This is a genomic window from Chryseobacterium panacisoli (assembly GCF_008274625.1).
Classification (GTDB): domain Bacteria; phylum Bacteroidota; class Bacteroidia; order Flavobacteriales; family Weeksellaceae; genus Chryseobacterium; species Chryseobacterium panacisoli.
Genome location: NZ_VTRU01000001.1, coordinates 1,481,355 through 1,506,187, shown reverse-complemented (window position 1 = coordinate 1,506,187; position 24,833 = coordinate 1,481,355). Strand labels below are relative to the sequence as shown.

Sequence of the window (24,833 nt, the reverse complement as noted above, 5' to 3'; positions counted from 1 at the left end):
TTTTTGAATTATAAATTATGAGTTATGAGTTATGAGTTTCGGGATCCGGGGTCCGGGTCTCTTCTCTATCAATAGAAACGGGCTTTAGCCCGTTATTAAATATGAATAAATTCATCGGCTCTAGCCAAACCTATCCATAAAATAAGTAAAAATCGGTGCCATCTGCGATAAAAATAACTGTTCAAATTGCCATCTTTAATTTTTACAATATGAACACCTCTTAATATTGATTTCAGCAGACCGTCATAATATCTGATGATCACAATAAAAAAAGCCCTCGGAAAATACTTCCGAAGGCCTTCTATTTGAAATTAAATCTAAGTACTTATGTAATATTATAAGTTGAAGTTTGTCCATCCTGCATACCAGGTATCGTTGGCATCCTTTACAGCGCCTTTGTAAGTTACCTGTGTAAACCAAGTCGCTAATTTAGGGTTAGTAAACGCTCCTCCTGTTAATAATGGAGAACCTGCGCTAGGCGTAAAGTTGGGTGTAGTTCCTGCAGGAGCCCATGCACCGGCAAGTTTTACATCAGCAGTAGAAGCAAGGATGGTATTTCCTTTAGCATTAAACCAAGTTGTAAGATCGTTCAATGTATACGTTGTCGGAGTAGAAGTAGATGGTCCGAACTTTAAAGGAGTTTGCATTCCCGCTAAAACGTTGTTTTCAAAGAATAATTTGTTACCTACAATATTGTTATCCGTTGGAGCTCCTTTTGTAGCATCGATGAATAAACCAACAGGGAATCCTGTAAATACAGAGTTGAATACAGAGATAGAAGAGTTTCTTCTGATCTGTAATGCATTCTGGAATAACGCGTTGATTGATCCTGGCGCTGCAGAGTTGATTGGCCCGATAATCGTCATGTTAGAGAATGTTGCTGATGTCTGAGGTGTCAAAGTAGAACCGTTAGCATCATTATCAGATTCAAATGCGTTAGAACCGGAAACGTCCGCTACCTGAGAATCTCTTACTGCGATACCAAACTGTACCTTTCCTGAAAAACCGTTATCCGTATCGAAATCATCATCAAGACCTTTGTAAGAAATAAGGTGAGAACAGTTTACCGTTCCTCCGAACCATTCAAAACTGTCATCATTAGCATAAGCAACTTCTACATAATCTACTGTAGTTCCGCTACCTACACCACCAAATGTAAGTCCGTTGACCTCTTTGTCCGGTAAGAATGCATATCCTGCATATTCTATTCTTACATATTTTAATATACCACTGTTGTCAGCAGCATTGTTTCCACCGTAAAGTCCAAGACCTTCAGAATTGTTGATTCCTCCTTCAATCTCTCCAACTCCGTTTGCTCCACCGAAAGAAGCATTAGTAGGAGCATTTCCTAAAATTACTACACCTGCCCAGTCTCCTCTTTTAGGACTTGGTTTTTCAGAAGTGAAGATAATTGGGTTGGCAGCAGTTCCTTCTGCCATGATTTTACTTCCTTTTGTAATGATCAAAGCCCCGTTTTTATCAGCTTCACCTACAATCTTTGTACCTGGCTCGATAGTTAAAGTAGCTCCGTTAGTTACATATACTAGTCCTCTTAGCTTATAGATTTTATTTGCTTTAAGCGTAAGGCTGGAAGTGATCTTTCCTGAAAGAATAAGGTTTTCAGTTTCTCCGTTTCCGTTACCTCCATTTTGAATAATGGTAGGTCCATCTTCTTCTATATTTCTACATGCGGTAGTTGATACTAGAGCGCCAAGCATTAAAGAATATAAAACGAACTTTTTCATGTTATAAAGAATTAAATTATTTATTAGATTATTTGTTGAATGAATTAAAAATTGTATCCCAGTGTTAAGCTGATATTGGTTCCTGAAAGTCTTTCAATAGCAAGAGCATCTTTGCTGTCATACTTCCCGTTGTCGTTCAGATCATGGTAGAATTTAGCACGACGGTTCAGGATATCTGAAACATTCAGCTTGATCTCTCCTTTGTTGCTCCATATTTTTTTAGCAACCTGGAAATCCAGAAGAGGTCTTGGTGCTTCCCAGATTGGTGGTACCTGATCATTTCCTACATAAAGGATTCTTCTTCCGATCATATTGAATAGTACTGTAGAAGACCAACCTGATTTTTCAGTGTCATACTGAAGACTTACGTTGACAGTATAAGGAGATTGCCCCTGCATTGGTCTGTCAATCTTAGTAGCCTCGTCTGTTACTTTGTTTTTAATTAAAGCTACGTTTCCACCTAAGGTGAAGTTTTTAAGAGCACTTACAAAATCAAGTTTTTTTCTAACTTCTAGTTCCACCCCATAAGCGTCAGCTTTATCTACATTAAGGTAGTTGAAGGTATTACTAGTTCCTACCCCAGATTGGTTGAAGTATAACTCGATCGGCTTTTTGAAGTTTTTATAGAAACCTGCCACGGAAATAATTTCTCCGTTTCTTGGGTAATATTCCCAACGAACATCGGCGCTCGTAATTTTAGTTCTTTCAATAGATTTGTTACCAATTACGGTAGCTCCCAGATCAAAATCATAATATGCTAAAGGAGAAACCTCTCTGAACTCTGGTCTTACCACAGTTTGTGAACCTGCAAGACGGATATTCATTTTAGGATTAACCTTGAATGTTAAGTTTACAGCTGGTAAGAAATCTGTAACACGTGTGTTCACAAAACGGTCATCACTTTTTTTCGTGCTTCCTACCAATTGATCAAAGTTCTCAACTCTTAATCCCCAAACTGCTCTTAACCATGGTGTAAAGTTGTTGTCAAACTGTAAATACCCCGCGTTAAGGATCGTGTTGGCAATATATCTGTACTGGTTTCCTGCAATTTCATCAAATGTAAACCCACCATTACCTCCGAAATTCCCAGGATTGAAGATTGTTTCGAAAGGCTGAGAAAGTAATCCCTGATTGAATTTCTCAAGTCTTACAGAAAACGGTCTTGAGTTGTAGATTCTGTCTTTTACCTGAAATAAATAACCTCCTTTGATCGTTTGTTTTTGTCCAAACATGGTAAATGATTTGGAAATATCACCTCCTGCATTATACAGATAATCATTTAGGGTAGAATAGAATACACTTCCTGATTTTTGAGAAAGACCATTAGAAATCAATGCTAAATATGGGCTTCCTTCTATATTTGTATATTGGTTATACTGCAAACGCTGTAACAAAGGAATGTACTGATCCAGGATTCCGAAGCTTCCGTACCAGTTTACGGTAAGTCCGCCAAGAATATCAATTTTATGGTTACCGGTAAGGGTAGAATTGTAGAAAGTAGTTTCTTTAAATCCTATTTCCCTTGCCATAATGTTGGTTCCGTTGATAGGGTCAAACTCAAAGTCCTTTCCTGTTCTGAAGGACATGTGGTTCACTGTATTGTTAGTGATGATATTCTTTAAGGATATTTTATTGTTGCTGTTGAGCTTTAAAGAAAGGTTCAACATTCCTCCTAAGATAATATCATTGCTGTATTTTTCTGTAAAATAATCGAAGTTGGTATCAGCAAGTTGGTCGTTGATCGTAAAGAAACGGTTGGTAGACTCAGTCCTTCTTTTGTTGTTACTATAGTTTAAAACGGCAATTACCCCTAAATCTTTTCCGAATAATTTGGTATTGAAACCTCCGTCAAGCTGTAAACTTAAGTTTTCAGGATAGCCGATACTGTTGTATCCTAAATTCTTTGTAAATCCTTTACCAATATCTGTCTTCTGATCTTCAGTCAGAATGCTGAAAGCATTTTTTGCAGGCATATTGGTTGGCAGTTTTCTGTACCCGTCATCAATTCCTAAAAAGTCCCATTTTCCACCTTTCTGCATGTGGAATTCCTGTCCCATAGTGGCAGTATTTCCTCCTACACCTACCTGTACGTTGAAGAAATTTTTATTAGGAATATCCTTTGTATTCACCTGAATCAATGCTCCTCCCCATTCACCAGTATATTCAGGAATGAAAGTTTTGTTGATAACAAGAGTTTCGATAACGTTAGCTGGGAAAAGGTCAAAAGAGAAAGTCTTTCTGTCAGGCTCCGTACTGGATAACTGAATACCGTTCAGCATCGCCTGGTTATAACGGTCTGATAAACCTCTTACTACAATATATTTTCCTTCAGATAAACTCACTCCGGAAACTCTCTTCAGAACTTCCCCTGTGTTTCTGTCCGGACTTCTTTTAATAGCTTCAACACCAATAACCTGAGAAACTACACCGGCATTCTTCTGTAGTCCGATCGTAGAGGCTATGGTTTCTTTTCTGGCATTTGATTTGATGACAACTCCCTCAATTTCTTTTTCCTTGGTAGAGGGCTTATCCATTACGATATCAAGATGAGTATTACCTTCGTTTTTTATAATTACCTCACTGATCTCTTTTCTGTTATACCCATTGGAGCTTACCGTTACAACGTAATTGGTGCCGGGGGACAGGTTGATAGAGTAGTATCCGGAAATGTCAGTCGTTACCTCCTGTCCATTTACTTTTACCTTTACCCCTTCTATAGGAGTGTTATCTTTCTCGTCCAATACCCTACCTTCCAAAATCTGACTTTGTGCAAAAGCATAGCCAGCAGAAAACAAGGCAAGTAGCATGATGCTCTTGTGGAGTTGTTTTTTCATTTTACTTCTTTTACTTCTTTTTCAAGGGCAAAATAAAGGCTAAGTTTTTAAGAAAACTTTAGGAGAATCTTAATTAATTGTGAAATTTGTATGAACGGATGAATGAATTTTATAGTTATTGATGTTTAATTTATATAATTATAATTTTTGTTTTAAATTCAAATATTGTTTTATATATTTGATTTATGTGTATTTATTATTTAATTTTTTTATTGATTTTGTAATTTTGTACTGAAGTGTGTTTTTTTAATAATTAGTTAACATTAGGCAGATAGATGAAATCAATGGAAATAATTAATTTTGTGGGAATTCTTAAACTAGAAGATGAGCAAAAAAATTCTTTTAATAGACGATGAACTGGACATTTTAGAGATTCTGTCTTACAATTTGGAAAAGGAGGGGTATGATATCTATACAGCTACCAATGGTAACGAAGGTATAGAAAAAGCAAAGGAGATTATTCCGGACCTTATCTTATTAGATGTCATGATGCCTGAGAAAGATGGTATAGAAACCTGTCAGGAACTTCGTAAAGTGAAAGAACTTCAAAAAACACTTATCGTGTTCCTTTCTGCAAGAAGTGAAGAGTTTTCTCAGTTAGCAGGTTTTCAGGCAGGTGCCAATGACTACATCGTAAAACTGATCAAACCGAAAATCCTTATCTCTAAGGTGAATGCATTGTTACAGTTGACCTCCCAGGTTTCTGACAATGCAAAACTAATCGAAATCGGAGACCTTGTTATCGACAAAGATAATTTCAGAGTTTCCAAAAGCGGACAGCAGTTTCTTCTTCCCAAAAAAGAATTCGACTTGCTTTACCTTTTGGCTTCCAATACTGAAAAGGTTTTCAAAAGAGAAGAAATTCTTGAAAAGGTTTGGGGTAATGATGTGATTGTTGGTGAAAGAACGATCGATGTACATATCAGAAGGTTGAGAGAAAAACTAGGAATCAATACGATTCAGACATTAAAAGGGATTGGCTATAAACTGATCGTTTAATTATTTTAAAATCTTAACTTTACGTTCAATCATTAAAACGTTGTAAAATTGAAATTTTACAGACTTACCCTCGTTGCCTCCTGTCTGCTGACACTGGTAATGCTTCTTTTAGTGGTCGTCTTCGATTCACTGAAAGATATCTATTATGAGACCCCTTTATTTAAAACGGGTCTTTTCATCTGTATTGTCCTGATCTTTATGATCAACTGTGTGGTGTTGGAGCTTCTTTTCAATTACTACAGCAGAAAGCAGGTAAAAGGCCTTTCCGGGTTTCTTCCGCAGGAAATAGTTCAGAATCATGACGAAAATATCACCATCAAAGAATTAGGAGAAAGATTTTCAGATCTCAATCAGCAGCAGGTATCAGAAATTGATATGATGAAAGAGATGGAAAGCTATCGTAAAGAATATATAGGTAATGTATCTCACGAGCTGAAAACGCCTTTGTTTTCTATTCAGGGATATGTAGAAACCTTAAGAGACGGTGGTGTAGACAATCTTACGATCCGGGACAAATACCTGGAAAGAATTGATAAATCTGTCGAGAGACTTATCGCCATTGTAACAGATCTTGATATGATCAACAGGCTGGAAGCAGGTGAAATTAATCTTACCGTTTCAAAATTTGATGTCAATCTCCTCATTAAAGAGATTTTCGATCTGCTTGATCTTGAAGCCGAAAAACGAAATACAACATTACAGATCCAGACTCTTCATCCGCAGATTTTTGTGGAAGCTGATAAACAGAAAATTTCCCAGGTTTTCATTAATCTTATTTCCAACGCCATTCATTATGCCAACAGGCAGGAAGCAAAAGTGATTGTAAAAACCAGTATTCTCAAAAATAAGGTGCTGATAGAAGTGATAGATAACGGGATGGGGATCAAGTCTGAGATTCTTCCAAGGATTTTCGAAAGATTTTACCGTGTAGAAACCAGCAGAAGCAGGAGAGAAGGAGGTTCCGGGCTTGGATTAGCCATCGTAAAACACATTCTTGAAGCACATAACGAAAATATCACCGTAGAAAGTGTATACCTTGAAGGGACAAAGTTTAGTTTTATGCTCGAAAAAAGTAAATAATTCCGGTAAAATGTAAGGAAAAAAAATATTTTAAAAAATCCTGAAATATTTTTTTGTCACATGTCATTTATTATATATTTGCACCAGAGATTTATCATAATTATAAAGGCAAAAAAAGTAATTTAAGAAACTGATATGGTTTACAAAATCCGCGTAATATTAGATGCGAAAGAAGATATTTTCCGTGATGTCGAAGTTAAGGGAAAACAAACGTTATGGAACTTACATTTAGGAATTAAAAGTGCATTCAGTCTGCAGGGAGATGAGCTTTCTACTTTTAATCTGTTAGAAGATGACGGAACAATTGTAAAAAGTGTCCCATTGGAAGATATGAGTGACGATGGTGATGGTGAGATTATGTCAGATGTTTACATTGATGAAGCTTTTGAAAGTGTAGGAGACAAAGCACAGTTCCAATATGGGCTTCTTGACCTTTGGGAATTCTTCTGTGAACTTGTAGAAGTAATTGAAGAAACAAAAGGGGTTAATTATCCTATCACAGTATACAGATTCGGAAATGTTCCCTTGAAGGCACCTAGCAAAAACGGAAGTGCCGGAGGATCTAAAAAGAAATCGGCAATGCCTTTGGCAGATGATGAGTTTGGTTTCGATGAAGATTTCGGATCAGGAGGAAACTTTGCAGATGAAGACGATAGCTTCGATGATGAGGAAGAAGAAGACTACAATGACGATGTCTTTGATGATGAAGATGATAATGATGACGAAAGATAGTCAATACAATATACTGGCCCTGGATTTTAATCCGGGGCTTTTTTTGCAAAAGTGCGAAGGTATTTGCTGTTTTGCCTATATGCTGTAAGTTTTACACAAGATTTAAAATTTACAGATAAGCTGATTAGATGTTCATCTGTTTAATTGGCTATAGAAAAGAAGTCTACCTGATAACGTCGGAAAGTCTGTTCATCTATCCGTAAATTTTGCCTTTCTCAAAAAAACAATCGTTACTTTTGTTAAAAATAGTTTAATGAAAAAATTAATTTTGTTAGCTGTAATTGGTCTGGGAATTGTTTCCTGTACCACTCAAAAAAATACCCGGAAGATGACAGAACTGCCAAAAGATTGGAAACATAATACGAATATCTACGAAGTAAACATAAGACAATATACTCAGGAAGGAACTTTCAAAGCATTTGCAAAAGAAATGCCCCGCCTGAAATCTATGGGAATAAAAACCCTTTGGTTTATGCCCATTACACCCATTGCACAGCAGAATAAAAAAGGAAGCTTGGGAAGCCCGTATGCAGCCGCAGATTATACTTCCATCAATCCCGAATTCGGAACGCTGCAGGATTTCAAAGATATGGTGAATGAAGCACACAGATTAGGATTCAAAGTAATTATAGACTGGGTAGCCAATCATACCGGATGGGACCATGTCTGGACAAAAACGCATCCTGAATTTTATCTGAAAGACCCCGACGGAAAATTCCATATCGCTTCCGGAATGGATGATATTATTGAACTTGACTATAAAAACCAGGAGATGCGTCAAGCCATGATTGATGCCATGAAATTCTGGGTACAGGAAACCGGTATTGACGGTTTCAGATGTGATCTTGCTTCATGGGTAGAAGTAGATTTCTGGGTACAGGCCCGTCCCGAAGTAGAAAAAGTAAAACCTCTTTTCTGGCTGGGAGAATTTGATGAGTTAGAAAGTCCTGATTACGGAAAAGTTTTTGATGCCAGCTATTCCTGGAAATGGATGCACAAATCAGCCGATTATTATAAAAAAAATGAACCTCTTCAGGAATTAAAAGATCTTCTGAGACAATATTCAAATATCGGAGATGCGTCAATGAGAGCCTGGTTTACAGCAAACCACGACGAAAATTCATGGAACGGAACAGAATATGAAAAATATGGTGTCATCACAAAACCTATGGCAGTATTCTCTGCAACATGGAATGGGGTTCCATTATTATATTCAGGCCAGGAGCTTCCGAATATGAAAAGACTTGAGTTTTTCGAAAAGGATGCCATCAAATGGACCAATACTTATCAGGTAGCAGATTTCTATAAAACATTATTGGATTTAAAAGCTTCCAATCCCGCCTTAAGAGGAGGTGATTCTAATGTTACTACATACCTTCTTAATACTACAGCCAATGACAAAATTCTGGCTTATGTAAGGAAAAACGGGAAAGATGAAGTTTTGGTAATTCTGAATATGTCCAAAGAACCTGTTAACTTTTCAGTTGAGGACGAGCATGTATCAGGAATATTCAGAAATGTTTTTGATAAAACCAAAAGAGATTTCAGTAATGGAAAAGACTTTAGCTTTAAGGTTTCTGATTATGCTGTATTTGAAAGATAAATGTCAGAACCGTTGGTACTTCCGTATCAAGAATAAATGCCAGTAACTAATCTTTAAGGGCACTCAATTCCCCTCCAGCGGAGGGGTGTCAAAATTTATAATTTTGACGGGATGGATTGGCCATCCACAATAAATCCCAGCATAACAATGAACAAACAGGAAATAATCAATATCATTAAAGCGAAGGCTGCAGGCAAAATCCAGTATTTTGAAAACCTTATCGCAGAAACACGGGCTTCCAATAACGATACAAAAAGTTCAATGGGCGACAAATATGAAACAGGAAGAGAAATGCTTCAGCAGGAAATTAATAATCTGCAGAGACAGCTCAATGAAGTTTTAAATCAGCAGGCTGTGCTGCAGAAAATAACTTCCGATCCTTCAGAAAAAGTTCAGAACGGAGCATTGGTGAAAACCAATAAAGGACTGTTCTATATTTCTGCTTCCATGGGCGAAATTGTCTTTGAAAATCAGAAAATCATGACGGTATCTGCAGAATCACCCTTAGTAAAAGTGATGTATGGTAAAAAAACAGGAGAATCATTCACTGTAAATAGCATTCATCAGACAATTGAAAATATATGGTAAATTTAATACAGGTTAGATCACAGATATACAGTTGTTTAATAGAAAATAGACATCAGGCCTATAAAAAGCATTCATAAAAATGAGTGCTTTTTTTGATGGTTTTTACTAAATTTGGAACTTAAAATCTCATTCAAAATGCAAAACTACCTGGACCTTTTACAGCATATTTTAGATAACGGAACTGATAAAACCGACAGAACAGGCACTGGAACAAGAAGTGTTTTCGGGTATCAGCTGAGATATGATCTGTCTAAAGGATTTCCTTTGGTAACGACAAAAAAAGTGCATTTGAAATCTATTATTTATGAGCTGCTTTGGTTTTTGAAAGGAGATACCAATATCAAGTACCTTAAAGATAACGGAGTAAGCATCTGGGATGAATGGGCTAATGAAAATGGAGATTTGGGACCGGTTTACGGAGCACAGTGGAGAAGCTGGAGTGGTGCAGACGGAAAAGTTGTAGATCAGATCACAGAAGTAATTGACCAGATTAAAAAGAACCCGGATTCCAGAAGGCTGATTGTTTCTGCCTGGAATGTTGCGGAAATACCGAATATGGCTTTGGCTCCTTGCCATGCTTTGTTCCAGTTTTATGTAGCAGATGGTAAACTTTCTTTACAGCTGTATCAGAGAAGTGCTGATGTTTTCCTTGGAGTACCTTTCAATATTGCAAGCTACGCTTTACTGTTGATGATGGTAGCACAGGTTTGTGATCTTGAAGTCGGAGATTATGTTCACAGTTTTGGAGATGTTCATATCTACAATAATCACTTCGAGCAGGTAAACAGACAGCTGGGACGGGAGCCGAGAGCACTTCCGACGATGAAGCTGAATCCGGAAGTTAAAGATATTTTTGATTTTGATTTTGAAGACTTCAGCCTGGAAAATTATGATCCGCATCCGGGAATCAAAGCTCCTGTGGCTATTTAATATTCTTATATCACTTTAATTTTTTTATTTACATCTATTACTTTAGCATGAATAGATGGGTTTATCTGTGCCCATTCGTCGGGAAATCAGAATATAAATCCTTTAGTACACTTTCTTTAGCAATTGTTTCTTAAATTTGAAAGAACAACTCAGACTCATTTAATCCTTATGAAAAAAGAGTGGATGACTGGGTTACAGATCATAAATTTCAAATGCTTAAAAATAAATCATGAAGTATTTAAAAATAAATATTGAAGAAAATGCAGACATTGAAGTGTTGAAAAATGCTATACTTCAATTGAAAGGAGTTGCTTCAGCAGAAATAGTGGATGACGAAAATCCGGAAAGCGAGCTCAAAAAAGCCTTTGCAAAAACCAAAGAACAGCTTAAAAAAGGGGACTACGAAACCTTAGTCAATGATATCTTCGATATAATCATTAAAAAATAATTCTAAAAATAATAATGTAGACAGATGAGAAAGGCCATTTTATCAATTGCTATACTCGGGATTTTATTTTCCGCCAATGTATCAGCACAAACCGAAACTTCAGGAAGAGAAAAAGTATACAGAGCGACTCCTGCCAAGGTGACGGAACTTAAACATACAAAGCTGAAAGTAAATTTCGATTATCAGAAAGAACAGATGAACGGGGAAGAATGGCTTACTGCCTCACCTTATTTTTATGCTGCAAATGAACTTACGCTTGATGCAAAAGGAATGCTGATTCATGAAGTAGCTCTTGATAATAACGGGAAGAAATCTCCTTTGAAATATGATTACAAAAATGATGTTCTGAAAATCAGCCTTGATAAAACATACCAGAAAAACCAGGAGTATACGGTATACATCAAATACACATCCCGTCCGAATGAGGTAAAACAGGAAGGAAGTATGGCCATCAACGATGCAAAAGGACTTTACTTCATCAATCCGCAGGGAACAGATCCCGATATGCCTACACAGATCTGGACACAGGGAGAAACAGAATCTTCTTCTGCATGGTTTCCGACTATTGACAAACCCAACCAAAAGACAACACAGGAAATCTATATGACGGTTCCTGATAAATATGTAACCCTTTCCAACGGGCTGTTGAAAGAATCTAAAAAAGAATCCAACGGGCTTAGGACAGATCACTGGGTGATGGATAAAAGACACTCTACCTATCTTTTCTTTATGGGAGTAGGAGAATATGCCATCGTAAAAGACAAATGGAAAAATATCCCGGTTGATTACTATATCGAAAAAGAATACGAGCCATATGCTAAGCAGATCTACGGAAATACTCCTGAAATGATCGACTTTTTCTCCAAAAAACTGAACTATGATTATCCATGGGCAAAATATGCTCAGATTTCCGGAAGAGATTATGTAAGCGGAGCCATGGAAAATACCACTGCCACACTTCATGGGAGTGATATCCTTCAGAAGCCCGGTCAGCTTATTGATGAAAATACATGGGAAGATACCATTGCACACGAATTGTTCCATCACTGGTTTGGAGATCTTGTTACAGCAGAAAGCTGGAGCAATCTTACTGTTAACGAATCCTTCGCCAACTATTCCGAATACCTTTGGAATGAATATAAATACGGAAAAGATCAGGCAGATTATCACCTGATGACCGATGTGAATAACTACCTTCACAACCCATCCGACTTTAATAAGAATCTGGTAAGGTTCAATTATGAATCCCGTGAAGATGTTTTTGATCTGGTAACCTACCAGAAAGGAGGTGGGATTTTAAATATGCTGAGAAATTATCTTGGAGACGATGCTTTCTTTGCAGGAATGAACGACTATCTTAAAACCAACGAATATCAGAATGCTGAAGCACATCAGCTAAGGCTGTCTTTTGAAAAAGTTTCCGGTAAAGATTTAAACTGGTTCTTCAATCAGTGGTATTTTGGAAGCGGAAACCCGAAACTTAATTACTCATTTACATTTGAGCCTGTGAAAAAACAGGTTGCAGTAACCATTAATCAAACTCAGGAAAAGCCATTTGAATTTCCTCTGGCTATAGATGTATATGACAACGGCAAACCTAAAAGATACAATGTCTGGGTAAATGCAGAGACAAAAAATACATTTAGTTTTGATGTTTCCAAGACTCCTGATCTTGTTAATATCAATGCTGACGGAGTTTTACTGGCAGATATTACAGAAACCAAAACCCCTGAACAGAATCTGATGCAGTTTACAAACTCTAAGGAGTTTAAGAGCAGGTATCTGGCATTGACCGGGATCAAAGATCAGGCTGGAAAAAGCTCTGCCGCAGTAAAATTATTGGCAGCAGCATTGAAAGATCCTTTCTTCAGAGTAAGAATAAAGGCTTTGAACTTAATAGATCTTACTAATCCTGAGCAGATGAAGGCGCTAGGCACTGAAGTTGAAAAACTGGCTTCTAATGATCCTAAAACATTAACGCAGGCTGCGGCTATTACTGCTTTAGGAAAAACAAAAGATAAAAAATACCTTCCATTATTTGAAAAAGGAATCAGCGCTGTTTCAAATGCTGTTAAAGGAAGTTCGATGAGTGCACTTCTTTCTATTGATCCGTCAAGAGCAAATAATCTGGCGGATAAAATTGATATGAAAGGAGCATCAGATGCACTGCAGGCTCAGTTGCTTCCGATTATTGTAAAGAACAGAATTACTTCTCAGATAGAGAATATAGCTCCTCTTGCTGCTTTCTATCCATTTATTAAATTCCAGAATCCGGAATTGGGAAAAGCAGCAGAAGACGGTTTCAACTGGATTATGACTTCAGATAACCTTAGGGCAACAGAAAGTATTACCAAAGTAGCGGGATATGCCAAAAACCAGATGGCTGATAATCCACAGGCTAAAATGATGATGGTTCAGATGCTGAAAGATGGCTTGAGTAAAAAAATGGAACTGCTGAAACAGAATCCACAAAATGCGGCAAGCATTAACAGGCAGATTGATGTGATGAATAAAGCAATTGAAAACTATAAATAATAGATAAAGCCGGCAGATCTGCCGGCTTTCTTTTATCATGCCTGAATGCTCATTGATAGAAATATAGGATAAGGCGGGTTAGATTTTAATAATATTACAAAAATCAGTATTTTTTACCACTGTTTTTTGCAGTATCTTTCATAAATTCGTTTAAAATTTAGACAATTATGAGTTTTGGAATTGAGGCAGCGGGCTATTATGTGCCTGGTTTATATTTGGAAATTAAGGATCTGGCAGAAAAAAGAGGAATAGAACCAGCGAAATTGGAAAAAGGCTTAGGTCTTCATAAAATGGGACTTTCTGATGTTCACGAAGATGCAGCAACTTTTGCCGCAGAAGCATTACTGAAGCTTATACAAGATTATCATATTAATCCTAAGGAAATAGTAAGAGTATATCTGGGAACAGAAAGTGCAGTGGATGCGGCAAAGCCTACAGCATCTTATGCAGTTCAGATGGTAGAACAGGTGTTGGAAAAAGAATTTGGAGCAAGATGTTTCAGAAATTGTGATGTGCTTGATATGACTTTTGCCTGTGTAGGAGGAGTAGATGCACTGCATAATGCGTTGGATTTTGTAAGGGTGAATCCTGATCAAAAAGCAGTCGTGATTGCCAGTGATTATGCTAAATATGAATTGGCTTCTTCAGGAGAATATACACAGGGAGGAGGAGCAGTAGCTCTTTTGATTTCTTCACAGCCGGACCTTCTTGAAATTGAAAATAACTGGGGAGTAGCTTCAGAAAGTGTCTTTGATTTTTTCAAGCCGAGAAGGACATATAATAAAGAAGACCTGAAGGGTGCTCCGGAAACATATCCTGAAAAAATTGAAATTTTTACGGATGAGCCTGTTTTTGACGGGCAATATTCTAACCAATGCTATCAGGACAGAATAAAAGAAGCTTACCAGCATTACAAAGAAATAACCGGACAGGAAAAACCTTATGAAAACTGGAAATATATTATTTTTCATCTTCCGTATGCCTTTCATGGAAAAAGAGTTTTTACAGAAATCTACAGCCTTGAGAATGGTCTGTCCTACGAAACAGCAGAGGAACAGAAAGCTGTTGCAAAATCTGAAGACTATTTAAAATTAATCGGTAATAAAATAGAAAAGACCCAAAGAGCTTCTTCCGAAATAGGAAATATGTACACAGCTTCTGTCTTTATGGCATTTCTTTCTGCATTACAAACCTCTTTTAATGAAAATGAAGACTTATCTGGGAAAGAAATTGGTTTTATAGGCTATGGAAGCGGTTCAAAATCAAAAGTTTTTGCCGGAAAAATATCCGGAAACTGGAAGAATGTAGTGGAGAAATGGAACTTATTTGAAAATTTGAATCAAAGAACCGCTGTGGACTTTAATACTTATGAGAAACTTCACAGAAAGCAACTTAAAGAATCTGTAAACATTGAATATAAAGGTTTTGGGCTTGTTTCTATTGAAACGGAAAATCCGGTTTTAGTCGGAGCGAGATATTACAGTTATCATCAATAAGATTATCATGATTTATCATATAAAGCACCTCTATTTTGGGGTGCTTTATTTTTTTTATAAATGTAAAACTGGGAATGTTTTCAAAATTTATGAGGTTGAATTATTTTTAATTTTAAGAGAGAAATGGTTAATAAATTACATGTATTATCACGGAAAATTTTACTGGTTTTAACCGAATTATCTATATAATATATTAACGGTTTTTTATTTTAATCCGAATAACCCCGTCTTGAAATAGGGGTTGACTGCCTTTTAAAGTACCTTTTTTATGTAAAATTTAAGAAAATAAGGTGTTTTTTTCTCCATTTTCAATACAATTAAAAATTCATTTGTTTTATTATTTTCGTCGATAGTGATATTTTGTATTTATTTTTTTAACTATTTATTTTAAATAAGTTTAAATTGATTTTAATTTTAAAATTTATTAAAATTCCGTTAATGTTTGAATTGACTTATTTTTTGTTAATTTTTTAAATACAATTAAAATGATTCTCTATCATTTTTTTATTTTGAATGTGAATATCTCCTTTCTGGAAGCCTGTTTTCAACGTTTGACGAATTGATGTTATAGATATTTATCGACATATTTGTCCCTTGAATATATTAAAATCTGTTAATATGAATGTGAAGTTACATGTATTAAGTGCTGGAGCTTTGTTTTTTTTAGGACAAACTGCTTTTGCACAAAAATCTAAGAATGATTCTGTTCTGAAGGAGAATAAGATCGATGAAGTAATCGTTACTGGATACCAGAAGAAAAAAGCAGATGAAATTACCCAGGCTCAGGCTGTTGTTGGTGGTGATGAAATCAGAAGAAACTCTCCTACAACATCTATCGGTAACTCTTTACAGGGTAGAGCTTCAGGGGTATTTGTACAAAGTACTACCGGGCAGCCAGGTGCTGCTGCTACCATTCAGGTAAGAGGTATTGCCGGTGTTGGTGGTTCTTCAGAGCCTACTTATGTAGTAAATGGTATGTATATGACTGCAAGACAGTTTAGTGCAATCAACCCTGCAGACGTAGAGTCTATTTCAATTCTTAAAGATGCTGCTGCTACAGCACAGTATGGTGCGAGAGGAGCAAATGGAGTAGTAGTGGTAACTACTAAAGCCGGAAAAGCTGGGAAAACTCACTACTCATTTGAAACTAAGTTTGGTTTCAGTGAAAAGTTGAGAGACAAAAATTACACGATGATGAATTCTAGGGAATTGATGGATTTCCAGAATCAATTAGGTTACCTTGGATTTAAACCAAGAACTCAACAGGAAATTGATGCACTTGCTGTTTATGATCACAATTGGCAAAAGGACCTGTTAAAACCTTCAAGCATTCAGTCTTACCTATTTAGTGCACAAGGAGGTTCCAGAGAAAGTACTTTCTATTACTCTTTAGGATATGATTCTGATAATGGGATTATCAGAGATATCGACGGACTTAAGAGATATACAGGTAACTTTGGATTTACAAATAAACTGAGTGAAAAACTGAATGTTGGTATTAACCTTGGTGTTCAGTATCAGGAAACTCAGAATTTCAGAGATAGAAACAATACTCAGAACCCATTTGGAGCAATGTATAAATATGCTCCATATGAGCCGGTTTATAACCCGGATGGAAGTTATAATCAAACAATGAGAGCGGGTTCCAACGTTGTTGAACAAATCCGTAATTACAGATTAGATGATCAGAGACTGAGAATTCCGGTAACTTTATTCGCTGAATACAAAATTATCGATGGTCTGAAGTTTAAAACAAACTTCAACGGACTTTTCGATTGGTACATGGGAACTCAGTGGTTGAAAAAAGGTTCAAACCTGGATATTACAGTGAACAAAGTTCCTACAGGTTCATTGAACAAAAATTCATTCTACACGTTTAATTATACTTGGAACAACTCCATTAACTATAAAAAATCATACGGAAGCCACAACTTTGATTTCTTAGGATTTATCGAATATAACGATAACTACAACGAAACAATGAACGGTGGAGCTTACGGATTGAAATCTCCGGTAATCAATGTTCCTTCTATCACAACTCCTTCTGACAGAAATACATTTACTGGGGTTAAGGTAAGAAATACTTTATTCAGTTTAGCAGGTTTACTAAACTATGATTATGAAGGTAGATATTTGGTAACAGGATCATTGAGAAGAGATGCTTCATCAAGATTTGGTGCCAATAACCAAAGTGGTGTTTTCTGGTCTGCAAGTGCTGCCTGGAATATTGCGAAGGAAGATTTCATGAAAGGTAGATTTATTAATGATTTAAAGCTTAGAGGATCTTACGGTACAACAGGTAACGACGGTACTTTACCAGACTACTATAACGTTAATAATATCAGTTATGGTTTATATGGAGCTAACGGTACTTCATATCCTGGTACATCTTCGCAAGGTTATTATATCATTGGTAACAGCAATCTTAAATGGGAGTCTAATGCGATCACCAATTTAGGGGTAGATTTCACGATGTGGAACAGAAGAGTTCGTGGATCCGTAGAAGTATATAAGAATAAGAGAAAAGATTTCGTACAGCTTGTACCTTTGGACAAGCAGGAAGGAGGATACTATCAGTATATCAATGCGGGAGATATGTCTCAGAAAGGTCTTGAAGTTGAGCTTAGCGTAGATGTAATCAAAAAGAAAGATTTCCAATGGAATTTACATGCTAATATATCTTTCCAGAAATCAATTCTTGATAAGTTAGCAGACGGGCAGACTGAAAGAAACTTAGGAGATACTTATATGAAAGTAGGAGAAACTCCATATGTATTTTATAATGTTAGATTTGCTGGAGTAGATCCAAGTAATGGAAAAGCATTGTATTATGATAAGGCAGGAAACGTTACAGATGTTTACAGCGCATCAAATGCAGTTCCTATTACTGATAAATCTCCATTCCCAAAAAGTTTTGGTGGATTCGGAACTACAGTTCAGTACAAAGGACTTGATTTCAGTGCAGATTTCACATTCAAGTTAGGTGGATATACTTATAACAACATGTACATGGCTGCTGTTGACCCGACTTTGGCTGTTGCAGGTAGAAATATGGCTCAGGCTGCTGCTCAGGTTTGGCAAAATCCTGGAGACACAGGAGTATTCCAGAAAGTTGACTCAAACGGTATGCGTGATTCTGATCAGTGGATTGAAAAATCAGATTACCTAAGATTAAGATCACTTACATTAGGATATACATTTGATAAAGCATTCTTAGGAGACAAATCACCTATCAATAAGCTTAGAGCATACGTACAGGGACAGAATTTATTTACAGTGACTAAATTCCACGGAGAACCTGAAGTTTCAGTAGGATCTGGTGAATCTACAGCATTGTTTGTTCCGGGAGCATATAACCTTTATACTTACCCTGCTGTAAGAACAATCTTGGTAGGACTGCAATTAGAATTTTAATATTGAATAGCTTTATGAAAAAGAATATAATAAAAATAAGTTTAGCTGCGTTAACCATCTTTGTTTCGTTAACGTCTTGCGACAGAAATCTAGATCAAATCTCGTCAATCAATGAAGATCAGGAGCAGGCAATGACCAGACCTGAGACCTTCAGACAAGCTATGGATGGTGCCTATACAGCTCTTAAAGGAGCCGGGTATTATACTAGTGATACGGGAAATCAGCTTATCATGGGTGATCTTACCACTGATAACCTTGTTCGTACAACTACAGGAAGAAATACCAATTTTGCTGCTTCGAACTTTGAATTTTCATCAGATAATTCACAAACAACAGGATTGTATACTGCTGCTTACCTTGTAATCAGCAGAGCTAACTTTGTTTTGAAATATATCAATAACGGAGTATTGTCCGGAACACAGAAAACAAATTTGGAAGCTGAAGCAAGAGCATTAAGAGCAATAGCTCACTTTGATATTGTAAGAGCATATTCCCAAATCCCAACTCAATCTGCAGAAGCTAAAAATACAATCGGAATTTATTATTCAGAGACATATTCTCCTCTAAATAATACATCATCCAGAAATCTTACCGTTGATCAGGTATATGATAAAGTTATAGCAGATTTATTATTTGCTGCTGATAATATTACTCAAAATGATTTGGATAAAGGAAGATTGAGCAAGGCTGCAATATATGGATTATTGTCAAGAGTAAATCTTTACAGAGGAGACTATGCTAACACAATCAAATATGGTGAACTGGCATTGGGAATTTCTTCCAGCGTTACTCTAAAATCTAATTTTTATAAGATTTGGAAAGAAAAAGAAGGAGATATTAATGATGGCGTTTTATTCCAGGTATCAAATTCCGCAGCTGAGCAAAACACAGTAGGAGTTGCTTACAATCAGGCTGTTCCAGCGTTAAGATCAGAATTTGTTGTAGATTATGACCTATATACTGCCTATACAGATAATGATGTAAGAAAATCTGCTTATTTTACTACAGATATCTATAGCAAACAAAAGTATAATCATGTTACAAAATATGCTGGTATTACTGGTTTGCCATCTAATATCGTTCCGGTAAGATATTTAAGAGGAGCTGAAGTGTTGCTAAACGTTGCTGAAGCCTATTACAGAACAGGTAATGGTGCGCAGGCATTAGTTTTGTTAAATAAACTGAGAGCTGAAAGATATACTACATTTACTCCTGGTACAGAAACAGGACAGGCACTTTTAGATGCTATCCTGAAAGAAAGAAGACTGGAGCTTGCATTTGAAAATGACAGATGGTATACATTAAAGAGACTAGGTCTTCCTGTTCAGAGATCAGGTAAAGGAGATCTTTTTGATGGTACAGGTACACCTCCTGTAGCACAGAATCTTCCGGTTGGAAGCTTCAAATGGCAATGGCCAATTCCTATTTCTGCTATTCAGGCAAACCCGAATATTAAGCAGAATGACAAGTATTAAGATCTAATTTTAATATATTTTTTAAGAAGAGTCCCAGAAATGGGGCTCTTTTTTATATAAATTTGTAAATAGATTATCTCAGAACCATTTTGTCCTGATAACTTTTCGGAGTTACTCCCTCCAATTGTTTAAATACTCTTGTAAAATAATTTGTATCTGAAAACCCAGTTTGAAAAGCTGTTTCTTTAATGCTTGTCTGGCTGGCTAATAATTCTTTCGCACGGGTGATCCTTTCCTGCAAAATAAAATCATTAGGGGAAGTTCCCAGTTCGTCTTTGAACATTTTGAAGAAATTTGACTTGCTTACATAGGCCAGCTTCGCGATACTGTCAATAGACAATTTCTGGTGTAGGTTTCTTTTAATATAATCTACTACAAAACCTATTCTGGATTTATTTTTAACAATATTTTTTTCTACCATACCTCTTGCCTGGGTCTGCATTAGTCTTATCAGAAGCTCTTTCAGTGCAAAATCAGCCATGATATCCTTTTGTGAATTATCATCCATGGCAATTCTCATAATATTATTGGTCGCGGAAGCCAAAGCTTTATTATTAAACAGAAAATATTCCTCCAGCTGAATGTTCCATTGCGAAGTTTCATCCACTTTTGGAAGGTGATAATTGAGATAATTCAGAGAATCTTCTATAAAATCAGGATTAAGACTTAAAGAAATACATTGGGTAGGGGTTTCATCCGCCTCAGGAAAATCAATCACCATGGTTTCCCCCGGGGCTACCAGAATACTTTCCCCCGGATAATAATCAAAATAACTGGTCTTATTATCCAGTTTCATATGTTTCTTACCTCTCAGCATCGCTGTAAATGCAATATTTTCAAAATGAAGTTTTACATCGAAAGCAGTCTTATGAGTTTCATAAATACTGAATTCACAATTGTTTAGATTGAATTTCGTCTGGTGTTCAACAAGACTCAATAGTTGGCTTTCCTTACGTAATTCAGGAGTATTTAATAAAATCTTACTATTGTTATTCATTTCTAAATTTTTTTGAAAAGGAGGTAACTCAAATATAGAGAATTTGGAAGTACGTTGCTGTTAATAAAATACTAAAATTGAACCCTTTGCACTATTTTACACTTTTTTTATAGGATTGTGCTATACTCTTTTGGGCATGTCACTGTAATTTGGCTTTATCGAAAAATAAAAACAAGACTAATATGAGCACTATTACAGAACCAAGATCAACAACGCTTTTACAGCGTCCGGAATTTAAAAGCAGATATGATAACTATATTGACGGGAAATTCACGCCACCTGTTAAAGGGCAGTATTTTGATGTAGTCTCGCCCGTGGATGGCAAGAACTTCACTCAGGTTGCCCATTCTTCCAAAGAAGATTTGGAACTGGCTGTAGACGCCGCAGAAAAAGCATTCCGCACCTGGAAAAACACTTCCTCTACGGAAAGAAGTATTATCCTGAATAAAATTGCCGACAGAATAGAGCAGAATCTGGAATATCTTGCTACCGTAGAAACCATAGATAACGGAAAAGCAGTGAGAGAAACATTGGCTGCGGATTTACCTTTGGCGATTGACCATTTCAGATATTTCGCCTCTGTTATCCGTGCCGATGAAGGATCTCATAACGAACTGGATAAAGATAGCGTATCGCTGATCGTTCACGAGCCCCTTGGAGTAATCGCACAAATCATCCCATGGAATTTCCCGATACTCATGGCGGTTTGGAAACTGGCTCCGGCATTGGCTGCAGGAAACTGTGTGGTTTTGAAACCCGCAGAAAGTACCCCCGTTTCCATCATGGTTTTGATGGAACTTATTGGAGATCTTTTACCAGCTGGGGTTATCAATATTGTCAACGGATTTGGAGCAGAACTTGGAAGAGCTCTGGTGACCAATCCGAAAGTGGCAAAAGCCGCATTTACAGGGTCTACCGCTACAGGACGTCTCGTGATGCAGTACGCAACAGAAAATATCATTCCTGTGACCTTGGAATTGGGTGGGAAATCACCGAATGTTTTCTTCAATTCTGTAATGGATGCCGATGACGAGTTTTTAGATAAAGCGATAGAAGGAGCCGTTCTTTTTGCCCTTAACCAGGGAGAAATTTGTACATGCCCTTCAAGATTACTCGTTCAGGAAGATATTGCAGATGCTTTTATTGAAAAGGTAATCGAAAGAGTAAAAGCCATCAAAGTAGGAAATCCTCTGGATAAAACCGTGATGATGGGAGCACAGGCTTCAAAAATTCAGAAAGATAAAATCCTTTCCTATATCCAGCTGGGAATAGAAGAAGGAGCTGAAGTTCTGGTAGGAGGAGAAGTAAACCACCTTGGTGAAGATCTGGAAGACGGATACTACATTCAGCCGACGATTTTCAAAGGAAACAACAGAATGAGAATCTTCCAGGAAGAAATTTTCGGTCCGGTGCTGGCGTTTACCACCTTCAAAGATGAAGAAGATGCGGTGAAAATTGCCAATGATACCATCTACGGTCTTGGTGCAGGCGTTTGGACAAGAGATGCTCACCAGCTGTATAATATTCCCCGTCAGATAGAAGCCGGAAGAGTATGGGTAAACCAATATCACTCTTACCCTGCAGGAGCGCCTTTCGGAGGATACAAACAGTCAGGAATCGGAAGAGAAAATCATAAAATGATGCTCGATCATTACCGCCAAACCAAAAACATGCTGATTTCTTATAACAAGAATAAGCTAGGTTTCTTTTAATATTATTTAGGACGTGCCCGATTGCCTTGGCTTTTTCCAGGGCAAAACGGTCGGGCTATGCAGGGCTGCACTTCGTTTCGGTGCTGCATTGTATTCCGCACCGGCTCGTTCCTCGCCGCCCTTACTATCCCTCACGCAGAGGAATTACATGTTCAGATTTGGAGATAAAAACTAATAGCCCAATAACTCAAACCAAAAAATAAAATATGATTCCAAAAACAATGAAAGCGGCAGTAGTTCAGGGCTACGGCCAGCCTCTGAAAATTGAAGAAGTACCCGTAAGAGAACCCGGAAGATATGAAGTCCTCGTTAAAGTAATTGCCTGCGGGGTTTGTCATACAGACTTGCATGCTGTAGATGGTGATTGGCCTGCAAAACCTAAGATGCCTCTTATTCCAGGACATGAAGGGGTAGGTATTGTTGTAGCTTGCGGACCTGAGGCTTTTGTAAAAGAAGGTGATGCGGTAGGAGTTCCGTGGCTGTACAGTGCTTGTGGCTGTTGTGACTACTGTATCACAGGATGGGAAACCCTTTGTGAAGCACAGAAAAACGGTGGCTACAGTGTAGATGGCGGTTTTGCAGAATACGTTATTGCAGATTCAAGATACGTAGGTCATTTGAAGTCTGATGTTAACTTTTTGGAAATTGCTCCTATTTTATGTGCCGGAGTAACTGTTTATAAAGGATTGAAGGAAACAGAAACGAAACCTGGAGAATGGGTAGCCATTTCAGGCATCGGTGGGTTGGGACATGTAGCAGTTCAGTATGCCAAAGCAATGGGAATGCATGTCGCAGCCATTGATGTTGCAGATGACAAGCTTGAACTGGCAAAAAAATTAGGTGCAGATCTGGTTGTCAATGCAAAAAATACTGATCCCGGAGAATATTTGGATAAAGAAGTCGGCGGGATGCATGGTGCGCTGATTACGGCTGTTTCACCTATTGCTTTCAAACAGGGAATAGATGTTTTGAGAAGAAAAGGTACTATTGCTCTGAACGGCCTCCCTCCCGGCTCTTTTGAACTGCCGATTTTTGAAACGGTTTTGAAAAGAATTACGGTGAGAGGGTCTATTGTAGGAACGCGAAAAGATTTGCAGGAAGCATTGGATTTTGCCAATGAAGGATTGGTAAAAGCTACAGTGACTTCTGCAAAACTTGAAGATATCAATGAGGTATTCGATAAAATGAAAAAAGGACAGATAGACGGCAGAATCGTTTTGGATATTGCCGGTTCAAATTAATTGATGATGTGTTGCTGATCCCGGTTAGAATTACTTGCCGGGATCTTTTTTAATAATAAGGTTTGCCATAAGCTAGAATAAAAATAATGGAAGCAAAAATATCAAGACTTTCTGCAACGGAAGAGGCTCTTGAAGTGATTCGTAAACTTGAAGATCAATATGGACCACTCATGTTTTATCAGGCAGGAGGATGTTGCGAAGGCACACAGCCGCAATGTTTTGAAAAAGGAGGCTTTTTTCCCAGGATGAATGATGCCATGATCGGAACCATCAATGGATATGAGTTCTGGATAGACCGTGATCTTTTTGAATACTGGAAATATTCACATTTTACATTAGATGTTACAGACGGTTTCGGGCCAGGTGGCTTTTCACTGGAAACACCTTTAGGGAAAACTTTTAAAGTTCATTACAGACTTTTCACGCCCGATGAATATGAAAAGCTGGAACCGGTAAAACGGAGTGAGTAAATATAGATTTAAGGTTTTTGTGCAATATAAATAAGCTCTCTTTCAAATTCATATTTGCCTCTTGAAATTCCTCTTTTTAGAATAAAATATTGAGCAACAGCAATTACCAAAGCTACTCCAGCGAACATAAGATCTCTTTGATCACCTTGTATATTGACAGAAATCATAATTAAACAAAAGCACAGAATCATCACCCAATTAAAAATCTGAAATCCTGAGGGGAAAAATTCTACGGAGACAGAAGATTGCCCATTTTTATCAGAAATAGTTCCATGAAATACAGGGTTGTTTCTGTTCATATCAAATAGTCTTGCTCTTCTTTTAATGGTGAAAGTGTTTGCATCAATCATCCCCCGATATTCAAACCGGGTAGGAATTGAAGAATCTTTTTCCAGGGATATGAAAGTAGTATTGGTTTTGTAAGTTACTTTCCATAACCTTTGTATAAGTTCTGCACTGTTGATATTGAGATCAATAGTAATGGTGTTGTATAAGCCAATGCTTTTGTAAAATGAGTTCATCTTTTAAAGAAAA

Annotated in this window: 18 protein-coding genes; 14 read left to right on the top strand and 4 right to left on the bottom strand. The window is 37.1% G+C overall.

Annotated elements, in window-relative coordinates; translation table 11 throughout:
* Positions 1-335: 335 nt before the first annotated feature.
* The gene (locus tag FW781_RS06665; RefSeq protein ID WP_149386695.1) at positions 336-1,745 is read right to left on the bottom strand and encodes a hypothetical protein; all 1,410 of its coding nucleotides are present in this window, start codon (positions 1,743-1,745) and stop codon (positions 336-338) included.
* A 44-nt stretch (positions 1,746-1,789) separates the two neighbouring features.
* Positions 1,790-4,579, bottom strand: coding sequence for a TonB-dependent receptor domain-containing protein (locus FW781_RS06660; RefSeq protein WP_149386694.1), 2,790 nt, complete (start codon positions 4,577-4,579; stop codon positions 1,790-1,792).
* A gap of 324 nt (positions 4,580-4,903) precedes the next feature.
* Here FW781_RS06660 and FW781_RS06655 point away from each other — a divergent pair, with 324 nt between their 5' ends.
* From FW781_RS06655 to FW781_RS06605, 11 genes are all read left to right on the top strand, one after another.
* Positions 4,904-5,578 (top strand): response regulator, encoded by a 675-nt coding sequence (locus tag FW781_RS06655; RefSeq protein WP_149386693.1) that lies wholly within the window; start codon positions 4,904-4,906, stop codon positions 5,576-5,578.
* 48 nt (positions 5,579-5,626) lie between these two features.
* On the top strand, positions 5,627-6,658 hold the full coding sequence (locus tag FW781_RS06650) for a sensor histidine kinase (RefSeq protein ID WP_105681098.1): 1,032 nt from the start codon (positions 5,627-5,629) through the stop codon (positions 6,656-6,658).
* 135 nt (positions 6,659-6,793) lie between these two features.
* A complete protein-coding gene (locus FW781_RS06645; protein ID WP_149386692.1) occupies positions 6,794-7,390 on the top strand; it encodes an IS1096 element passenger TnpR family protein in 597 nt (198 codons plus the stop codon).
* Between the two features lie 253 nt (positions 7,391-7,643).
* Positions 7,644-8,993, top strand: coding sequence for an alpha-amylase family glycosyl hydrolase (locus FW781_RS06640; protein WP_149386691.1), 1,350 nt, complete (start codon positions 7,644-7,646; stop codon positions 8,991-8,993).
* A 147-nt stretch (positions 8,994-9,140) separates the two neighbouring features.
* A complete protein-coding gene (locus FW781_RS06635) occupies positions 9,141-9,581 on the top strand; it encodes a hypothetical protein (protein WP_149386690.1) in 441 nt (146 codons plus the stop codon).
* Between the two features lie 135 nt (positions 9,582-9,716).
* Entirely contained in the window at positions 9,717-10,511 is a 795-nt protein-coding gene (locus tag FW781_RS06630; protein WP_149386689.1) for a thymidylate synthase, read from the top strand.
* 229 nt (positions 10,512-10,740) lie between these two features.
* Entirely contained in the window at positions 10,741-10,959 is a 219-nt protein-coding gene (locus tag FW781_RS06625; RefSeq protein WP_149386688.1) for a hypothetical protein, read from the top strand.
* Positions 10,960-10,983: 24 nt separating this feature from the next.
* Positions 10,984-13,494 (top strand): M1 family metallopeptidase, encoded by a 2,511-nt coding sequence (locus tag FW781_RS06620; RefSeq protein ID WP_149386687.1) that lies wholly within the window; start codon positions 10,984-10,986, stop codon positions 13,492-13,494.
* A gap of 167 nt (positions 13,495-13,661) precedes the next feature.
* Positions 13,662-14,990: a hydroxymethylglutaryl-CoA synthase family protein gene (locus FW781_RS06615; protein WP_149386686.1), complete on the top strand. Its 1,329-nt coding sequence runs from the start codon at positions 13,662-13,664 to the stop codon at positions 14,988-14,990.
* A gap of 618 nt (positions 14,991-15,608) precedes the next feature.
* On the top strand, positions 15,609-18,404 hold the full coding sequence (locus FW781_RS06610) for a SusC/RagA family TonB-linked outer membrane protein (protein WP_149386685.1): 2,796 nt from the start codon (positions 15,609-15,611) through the stop codon (positions 18,402-18,404).
* Between the two features lie 14 nt (positions 18,405-18,418).
* On the top strand, positions 18,419-19,879 hold the full coding sequence (locus FW781_RS06605; protein WP_149386684.1) for a RagB/SusD family nutrient uptake outer membrane protein: 1,461 nt from the start codon (positions 18,419-18,421) through the stop codon (positions 19,877-19,879).
* Positions 19,880-19,952: 73 nt separating this feature from the next.
* Here the strand turns inward: FW781_RS06605 and FW781_RS06600 are convergent, their stop codons facing one another.
* Positions 19,953-20,876 (bottom strand): AraC family transcriptional regulator, encoded by a 924-nt coding sequence (locus FW781_RS06600; RefSeq protein WP_149386683.1) that lies wholly within the window; start codon positions 20,874-20,876, stop codon positions 19,953-19,955.
* A 182-nt stretch (positions 20,877-21,058) separates the two neighbouring features.
* Here FW781_RS06600 and FW781_RS06595 point away from each other — a divergent pair, with 182 nt between their 5' ends.
* From FW781_RS06595 to FW781_RS06585, 3 genes are all read left to right on the top strand, one after another.
* A complete protein-coding gene (locus FW781_RS06595) occupies positions 21,059-22,588 on the top strand; it encodes an aldehyde dehydrogenase family protein (RefSeq protein WP_149386682.1) in 1,530 nt (509 codons plus the stop codon).
* A 206-nt stretch (positions 22,589-22,794) separates the two neighbouring features.
* A complete protein-coding gene (adhP, locus tag FW781_RS06590) occupies positions 22,795-23,829 on the top strand; it encodes an alcohol dehydrogenase AdhP (RefSeq protein ID WP_149386681.1) in 1,035 nt (344 codons plus the stop codon).
* Between the two features lie 86 nt (positions 23,830-23,915).
* Positions 23,916-24,299 carry a DUF779 domain-containing protein gene (locus tag FW781_RS06585; protein WP_149386680.1) on the top strand — a complete coding sequence of 128 codons (384 nt, stop codon included), beginning with the start codon at positions 23,916-23,918 and terminating at the stop codon, positions 24,297-24,299.
* Positions 24,300-24,307: 8 nt separating this feature from the next.
* On the opposite strand, the gene FW781_RS06580 is transcribed toward FW781_RS06585, so the two are convergent.
* Positions 24,308-24,820 (bottom strand): hypothetical protein, encoded by a 513-nt coding sequence (locus FW781_RS06580; protein WP_149386679.1) that lies wholly within the window; start codon positions 24,818-24,820, stop codon positions 24,308-24,310.
* Positions 24,821-24,833: the final 13 nt, after the last annotated feature.